The sequence below is a fragment of the Kitasatospora sp. MY 5-36 genome (genome assembly GCF_001182915.1).
Lineage (GTDB): Bacteria > Actinomycetota > Actinomycetes > Streptomycetales > Streptomycetaceae > Kitasatospora.
This window is the reverse complement of sequence record NZ_LFVW01000653.1, coordinates 1-6,359: the sequence shown is the minus strand read 5'-3', so window position 1 is coordinate 6,359 and position 6,359 is coordinate 1. Positions and strand designations below refer to the sequence as shown.

Annotated in this window: 6 protein-coding genes; 3 read left to right on the top strand and 3 right to left on the bottom strand. The window is 76.5% G+C overall.

All coding sequences use genetic code 11. The features are described 5' to 3' along the window. The 3 genes from AE652_RS32815 to AE652_RS32805 all read left to right on the top strand — a co-directional run. Positions 1 to 393: response regulator transcription factor (locus AE652_RS32815; protein WP_049658228.1), on the top strand; the 393-nt coding region annotated here is incomplete at its 5' end. 76 nt (positions 394 to 469) lie between these two features. After that, entirely contained in the window at positions 470 to 943 is a 474-nt protein-coding gene (locus tag AE652_RS32810; protein WP_049658226.1) for a hypothetical protein, read from the top strand. 105 nt (positions 944 to 1,048) lie between these two features. Continuing rightward, positions 1,049 to 2,839 (top strand): beta-galactosidase family protein, encoded by a 1,791-nt coding sequence (locus AE652_RS32805; RefSeq protein WP_049658235.1) that lies wholly within the window; start codon positions 1,049 to 1,051, stop codon positions 2,837 to 2,839. A 220-nt stretch (positions 2,840 to 3,059) separates the two neighbouring features. On the opposite strand, the gene AE652_RS32800 is transcribed toward AE652_RS32805, so the two are convergent. The 3 genes from AE652_RS32800 to AE652_RS32790 all read right to left on the bottom strand — a co-directional run bounded on the left by AE652_RS32800 (position 3,060) and on the right by AE652_RS32790 (position 6,353). Further along, entirely contained in the window at positions 3,060 to 4,319 is a 1,260-nt protein-coding gene (locus tag AE652_RS32800) for an SLC13 family permease (RefSeq protein WP_049658232.1), read from the bottom strand. Positions 4,320 to 4,469: 150 nt separating this feature from the next. Continuing rightward, positions 4,470 to 5,294: a DUF4253 domain-containing protein gene (locus tag AE652_RS32795; RefSeq protein ID WP_049658223.1), complete on the bottom strand. Its 825-nt coding sequence runs from the start codon at positions 5,292 to 5,294 to the stop codon at positions 4,470 to 4,472. A gap of 51 nt (positions 5,295 to 5,345) precedes the next feature. Beyond that, a complete protein-coding gene (locus AE652_RS32790) occupies positions 5,346 to 6,353 on the bottom strand; it encodes an aldo/keto reductase (protein WP_049658230.1) in 1,008 nt (335 codons plus the stop codon). Positions 6,354 to 6,359 lie beyond the last annotated feature (6 nt).

Below are 6,359 nucleotides of genomic sequence, written 5' to 3'. Positions count from 1 at the left end.
TTCCTCACCGTCGCCCGCCAGGCCGCCCGCCGCGGCGGCCCCGCCGAGGTGCGGGTGTGCACCCCCGACGGCCAGTGGCTGTCCCTGCACGCCTCCCCGCTGGACGGCCGGCGCGGCGGCGTCGCCGTCGTCGCCTCCCCGGCCTCCCCCGTCCAGCGCCTGCCGCTGGCGATCCTCGCCCACGGCCTGTCCCCGCGCGAACAGCAGGTCGCCCTGCACGCGGTGCGCGGCGCCAGTACGAAGGACATCGCCGCGCTGCTCCACCTGACCGTGCCCACCGTCCAGCAGCACGTCACCGCCATCCTCCACAAGACCGGCGTCCGCTCCCGCCGCGAACTCGTCGCCCTCCTGATGGCCGACCACCTCCCCACCCTCGGCCTGCCGCCGCGGTAGCGGACGCACGCGGCTCCGGCCCGGGCCGGCCGCCACCCCACGCGCGTTGTCGCAGGTGGGAGCTAGGGTTCGGCCCGTGAACGTTCCCAAGGTCATCCCGATCGGCTACCAGCCCGACTACCGCACCCGCACCATCGGGCGGTGCGAGGGCGGCCAGTTCTACGCGACCGTCGTCGCGGCCTTCCGCGAGGGCTGGAGCGGCGACGACTGGCAGCCGCAGAAGCGCTGGCACGCCGTCCTCCACCGCTTCGACGAGGCCGGCCGCCACCTGGGCTCGCGCATCGAGTTCACCGGCACGACGGCGGACGGCGAGCAGCAGGCGATCGCCGCGGCCCGGCGGCTGCTGGAGCAGTGGCTGGACGCCCTGCCGGGGCGGCACTACCAGGACATCGCCATCGCGCCCTTCGACGTCCGCTTCGAGGGCGCCCTGTTCGGCCTGGTCCTGGAGGTGGACGAGGAAGAGGAGGACGAGGAGGACGGCGTCTGGATGGAGCTCCACCCGGACGGCCTGGCCTTCTCCGCCCCCTGGAACGGCTGCTACGACACCTGAGCACCGACGGCCCGCGCGGCCAGATCCTCGCTAGGCTCGGCGGTGCCGGGTCTCCGGGGCCTCCGGGGCCCGCGGGGGTGTCCTGCGGGAAGGCGGGGTGTGCGCATGCTCGGGTACGACGCGGACGGGTTCGTGCGGGACGGGGTGCCGCACCGGGTGGTGGCCGGGGCGGTGCACTACTTCCGGGTGCACCCGCGCCTGTGGGAGGACCGGCTGCGGCGGGTGCGGGCGCTGGGCGTGAACACGGTGGACACCTACGTCCCGTGGAACTTCCACGAACTGCCCGACGGGACAGTGGACTTCACCGGCTGGCGGGACGTGGCCCGGTTCGTGCGGCTGGCCGGCGGCCTCGGCCTGGACGTGATCCTGCGCCCCGGCCCGTACATCTGCGCGGAGTGGGAGTTCGGCGGGCTGCCCGCCCGGCTGCTCGCGGTGGACGGGCTGCGGCTGCGCTGCGCGGACCCGGCGTACCTGGCCGAGGTGGACGGCTGGTTCGACGCGCTGGCGCCCGAGCTGCTGCCGCTGCTGGCGAGCCGGGGCGGGCCGGTGGTGGCGGTGCAGGTGGAGAACGAGTACGGCAGCTACGGCGACGACGCCGCCTACCTCGCCCACCTGCGCGACGGCCTGGTGCGGCGCGGCGTGGACTGCCTGCTGTTCACCGCCGACGGCGCCCACGACACCATGCAGCAGGGCGGCGCCATCCCCGGCCACCTCGCCACCGCCACCTTCGGCTCCCGCGCGCCCGAGCGCCTCGCGGTGCTCCGCCGCCACCAGGGCGAAGGCCCGCTGACCGCCATGGAGTTCTGGATCGGCTGGTTCGACCAGTGGGGCCTGCCGCACCACGTCCGCGACCCCGAGGAGACCGCCGCCTCGCTCGACGAACTCCTCGCCACCGGCGCCTCCGTGAGCCTCTACATGGCGCACGGCGGCACCAGCTTCGGCCTGTGGTCCGGCGCCAACCACTCCGGCGCCCACCCGCTGGACGCCGGCTACGAGCCGACCGTCACCAGCTACGACTACGACGCGCCGATCGGCGAGGCCGGCGAACTGACCGAGAAGTTCCACGCCCTGCGCGAGGTCATCGGCCGCTACCTGCCCCTGCCGGACGGCGAACTGCCCGCCCCCGTACCCCGGGTGGCGCCGCAGCGGCTGGAGCGCGCGCACGGGCGGGCGCCCCTGGCGAAGGCCCTGGACGCGCTGTCGCGGCCGCGCCGGCACGCCGCACCGCTGCCGATGGAGCAGGTCGGGCAGCACCGCGGCCTGATCCACTACCGCACCCGCGTGCCCGGGCCGCGCCCCGAACTGCCGCTGCGCATCGACGGGTTGGCCGACCGGGCGCAGGTCTTCGCGGACGGCCGCCCGCTCGGGACGCTGGAGCGCAACTCCCCCGGCGCGACCCTGCCGCTGGCCACCGGGCCCGACGGCGTCGTGCTGGACATCCTGGTCGAGGCACTGGGCCGGGTGAACTACGGCCCGCAGATGGACGACCGCAAGGGCATCACCCGCGGCGTCTCGCACGGCCACCAGCGGCTCTTCGACTGGCAGATCCGCCCCCTGCCGCTGACCGACCTGGCCGCGCTGCGCTTCACCGACGACGCCGGGGTACGCGACGGGGAACCCGCCTTCCACCGCTTCACCGCCGAACTCCCCTCCCCCGCCGACGCGTTCATCGCCCTGTCCCACTGGGGCCGCGGACTGCTCTGGCTCAACGGCTTCCTGCTCGGCCGCCACTGCGCCGCCGGCCCCCAGCGCACCCTCTACGCCCCCGCCCCGCTGTGGCGGGCCGGCGCCAACGAACTGGTCGTCCTGGAACTCGAACGCCACGGCACGGCTGTGGAGTTGCGCGACGCACCGGACCTCGGCCCGCTCACACCGGCCCCCAGCTCCGAGTACTGACCGGCCCGGGCCCGCCGGCCACTCCCCGACGCAGGAAGTCGGACCCGCCGACTTCCTGCTCCGCCACGACACGGTGACGCGAGGCTTGCTATGGGCACCGACGACCATGGTGCCTCGGGGGCTCGCCGGCTGCACGAAGCCCTGGCGGGGATCGATCCCGTCCTGCGCCCCGCGTAGGCCCGGCGCGGCCCCGGCACCCCGGCACCCGTCAGGCCCCCGCTCAGACCCCGATCAGGCGCAGCGAGGCCCACAGGGCCAGGACCGCGGCGGTGAGGGTGGCGGGGACGGCGAGCAGGCCGAGGCGGGTGAACTCGCGCAGGTCCACCGGTACGCCGCGGTCGCGGACGATGCCGCGCCACAGCAGGGTGGCCAGCGAGCCGGCGTAGCTGAGGTTGGGGCCGATGTTCACCCCGAGCAGGACCGCGAGGACGGCGCCGGGCCCGACGGGGGCGGCCAGCGGCACCAGGGCGAGGGTGGCGGGCAGGTTGTTGATGACGTTGGCGAGGACGGCGGCCAGGGCGGCGGTGGCGAGCAGGGCGGGCAGCGCGGTGCCGGACGGGACGAGGTGGGCGAGGCCGGCGGCCAGGCCGTTGTCGACGACCGTGCGCACCACGATGCCCAGGGCGAGGACGAACGCCAGGAACGGCAGGGCGGCCGAGCGCACCACCGTCGCGGGGGTGGCGTGGCCGCGGGCCAGGGCGCGGGCGGCCAGGACGGTGGCGCCGGCGGCCGCCGCCCAGGCCGGGTCGACGTCCAGCGCGGAGGTGAGGACGAACCCGGCGAGCGTGCAGCCGACGGTGGCCAGGGCGAAGACCGGCATGGCGGGGGCCGGTCCTGTCTCGGGGGTCTCGGCCGGGGCGGCGTCCAGGTCGGCGGCGAAGCAGCGGCGCAGCACCAGGTACTCGACGCCGACCGCCGCCAGCCACGGCAGCGTCATGAGGGCGGCGAAGCGGCCGAAGCTCAGGCCGCTGGCGGTGAAGGCGAGCAGGTTGGTCAGGTTGGAGACGGGCAGCAGCAGCGATGCCGTGTTCGACAGGTGGGCGCAGGCGTACAGGTGCGGTGCGGGCCGGGCGCCGAGGCGGGCGGCGGTGGCGAGGACGACGGGGGTGAGCAGGACGACGGTGGCGTCCAGGCTGAGCACCGCGGTGACGACCGAGGCGACGGTGAACACCTGGACCAGCAGGCGGCGCGGGCGTCCGGCGGCGCTGCGCGCCATCCATGCCCCGCAGGCGCGGAACAGTCCCTCGTCGTCGCAGAGCTTGGCCAGGACCAGGACGGCGGCCAGGAAGCCGATCACCGGTCCGAGGCGGGCGGCTTCGGCGATGGCGTGCTCCAGCGGGACGGCGCCGGTCGCCACCAGCAGGGCGGCGGCCGGCACGGCGACGACGGCCTCCGGCCAGCCCCAGGGGCGGGCGACGGCGCAGACCAGGACGAGCACCAGCAGTCCTGCGGACAGGGCTTCGGCGCAGGCGGTGTTCAGGGCGTGCTCCTCGGGGGGGGGTGGTGCGGTCGGTGCTCGCGCTCGGTTCGCGGCCCGGCGCAGCATGCCACACCGGCGGCGCGCGGCCGCCGGGCGGGTCCGGGGGGCCGGGGACGTCGGCCCCCCGGCCCCGTACCCCCCGGGGTCAGGTCAGTCCCACCAGAAGGACCACTGGTGGGCGCCCACCAGCTGCTCGGCGTAGGCGGTGAGGGTGCCGGTGCCCTGGAAGACGAGGTCGGGGCAGAAGGCGGTGTGCTCGGCGGCCAGCGGGAGCGCCTCGGCGAGCGTGGCGGGCGGCACGGGGACGCTCAACTCCAGGGTGGCGAAGCCGACTTCGACCACCTGGGCGCCGAAGCGGCGTTCCCAGTCGGCGAGCACGGCGGCGATCCTGCCGGTGTCGGCGTGGTTCGCCGGGCCGCCCCAGCCGCAGACCGTCAGCGCCTCGGCGCCGCTGCCGGCCCGCACCAGGCCGAGGCGGACGTCCTTGACGGAGCCCAGCACCTCGGCCAGTTCCCGGGCCTCGGTGCCGGCGGCGCCGTCGGGCACGGTGGCGGCGGGGGCGGGGCCGGGCCAGACGCGGCCGTAGGGGGCCAGGGCCTCGTCCAGGATCCCGGCGTCCTCGCTCACGTCCTCGCTCGCGTCCCCGTCCTCGTCCTCGTCGACCTGCCTCCACCAGCCGCGCAGCAGCGCCTGCGGGTCGTAGCGGGAGGGCTCGGAGGCCTCGGCCGGGTACAGCTCGCCGGACAGCCAGGGCCGGTAGTCGTCGTCGGTGCGGTCCAGCGGGCTGAGCAGCAGCGGCCACAGGCCGGTCTGCGGGTGGGCGCGGTGCAGCTGCCGCCACAGCCCGGCGGGCACGGGGTCGTCGCTGATCCACAGCAGCGGCTCCCGCCCGTCCTCCTCGGTGACCAGTCGGCCGGGCGGCAGGTCGACGGGCAGGGCGGCGAGGGCGGCGGCGAGGTCCGGGTGCTCGATCATGCGGCCCACCGTAGGGGCGGGCACCGACAGCGCCCGGCGGCGGGCGCCCCGTCAGGACCAGGGCAGTGCGGCCCGCGTGCGCCAGTAGGCCTCGGCGGGCTCGGCCATGGGCGCGAGGGCGGCGAGGTCCTCGGGGGTGGGGCGCAGGTGGGTGGCGGCGAGGTTGGAGGTGAGCTGGTCGGGGGTGGCAGCGCCGGAGAGGACGGTGTCGGCCCAGGGCTGGGCGGCGGCCGCGGCCAGGGCGAGGGCGTCGGCGGTCGCGCCGGTGTGCTGTGCGAGGGTGCGCAGGGCGGCGGTGTCGGGGCCGGTGGCATTGCGGCCGGCCAGGCGGCCGTTGGCCATGGCCTCCTTGACGACGACGAGCCAGCCGGCCGCGTGGGCCTCGGCGAGGGCGGGGGCGGCGGAGGTCTCCAGCAGGTTCCAGGTGGCCTGGACGGCGGTGAACAGCGGGCGGCCGTCGGCGGTGACGGCGAGGGCCCGGCGGATGGTGTCGGCCTGGGCGGGGCCGCTGGTGGACAGGCCGACCCGCACGCCGTCGGCGGCGAGGGCGGCGAGGCGCCGGTGCAGGGCGGGGTCGGTGAGGGCGGGGCTGTCGGGGGTGACGGAGTGGACGAGGTAGACGTCCAGGTGGTCGCCGAGCAGGGCGCGGGTCTCGTGGATCTGGCGGTCGTAGACGGCCGTCGAGTGCTCCTTGACCTCGTGTGCGGCGACTCCGCTGGTCCGCCAGTCGGCGGTGTAGGTGTAGCCCCACTTGCTGCCGACCGTCACCTCGGCGGCGGCCCGGGGGTGTTCGGCGAGCCACTGGCCGAGGAACTCCTCGGCGCGGCCGTAGGAGCGGGCGGTGTCGAGGTAGCGGACGCCGGCGGCGTACGCGGCGTCGAGCAGGGTGTGGGTGCGGGCGCGCAGGGCGTCGACGGTGCGGTCGGCGGGCAGGTCGGTGTCGCGCCCGAGGTTGATGTAGCCGGGCCGGCCGACGGCCGCCGTGCCCAGGCCGAGGCGCGCGGGGTGCGGGCGCGCGGCGGGGGCGGGGGTTGCGGTGGCGGCGGGGGCGGTCGGCATGGCGGG